Origin of the sequence: Mesorhizobium sp. M8A.F.Ca.ET.181.01.1.1 (genome assembly GCF_004792025.1) — a bacterium.
GTDB lineage: Bacteria > Pseudomonadota > Alphaproteobacteria > Rhizobiales > Rhizobiaceae > Mesorhizobium.
Genome location: NZ_SRTV01000200.1, coordinates 1 through 313, shown reverse-complemented (window position 1 = coordinate 313; position 313 = coordinate 1). Strand labels below are relative to the sequence as shown.

General features: G+C 59.7%; 1 pseudogene. It reads left to right on the top strand.

Annotation, left to right across the window (positions count from 1 at the left end):
- Positions 1–71: 71 nt before the first annotated feature.
- Positions 72–313: pseudogene (locus EN824_RS34235) on the top strand (sugar ABC transporter permease); the annotation flags it as partial.

The following is a 313-nucleotide window of genomic DNA, read 5'->3' as shown; positions in this document are numbered from 1 at the left end:
TGACAGCCAGCTTAGAGAGTTTGCCAATCGCAAGCGACCGCGCTCAGCGCGCCGGGGAGCGCTACACGGGCATGGTCCTGCTTGCGCCGACCATGATCATCATGACTGTCGTCGGTCTGTTTCCACTCCTCCACTCACTGTACATGAGCATCACCGGCTATAGGCCGGCGGATCCGGACAAGTTCCAGGGATTTGTCGGTCTCGGCAACTATGCGGATGCGCTCGCGGACGCCCAGTTCCTGCATTCAATCCTGCTGACGTTGCTGTTCACGGTGCTCTCGGTCGGACTGTCCCTCACCTTGGCGATTCTGCT